Source organism: Roseovarius halophilus (ex Wu et al. 2025), from assembly GCF_047086965.1.
The window spans coordinates 1-523 of record NZ_JBKOTX010000552.1; the positions used below are offsets into that span (position 1 = coordinate 1).

1 pseudogene is annotated in these 523 nt (G+C 72.3%); it reads left to right on the forward strand.

Annotated elements, in window-relative coordinates:
* Positions 1-523, forward strand: a pseudogene (locus ACH107_RS33450) (hypothetical protein); the annotation flags it as partial.

Below are 523 nucleotides of genomic sequence, written 5' to 3' on the forward strand. Positions count from 1 at the left end.
TCCACGAGAAGTTCGCCGCCGACGCCTTGCTGCGCCAGGGGCATGCGGAGGCGGCGCTCGCCCGCGCCGCGGCCCTGCTGGAGGGCGACCGGCAGCCCTGGGGCCACCACGACATCGCGCGGTTCTGCGAGACGGTCCTGCACCAACAGGGGCGACCCGAGGAGGCCTACCGGCGTTTCGGGCTGCCCTCGGCGTCGGGCAACACCTGGCTCGCCATGTGGCGCGACCTGGTGAAGCGTTACCCCGAGCGCGACCCACGTGAGGTTCTGGAGGACCTGATCGATTGGCATGGCCGCAAGGGCAAATGGTTCGCCGCGGCCAAGAGCGCGGGATATCTCGACATCGCGCTGGACTGCGCCGCGGCCCCCGAGGCCGCGCCGGCCACCCTCGTCCGGGCGTCGCGGGATTTCGCCACACGCGAGCCTATCTTCGCCGCCAGGGTGGCGCTGCACGCCGTCGCGCACCTGCTCGCCGGCCGCGGCTACGATGCAAGCCCGCGCGACATCGACGCGGCGATCGATCA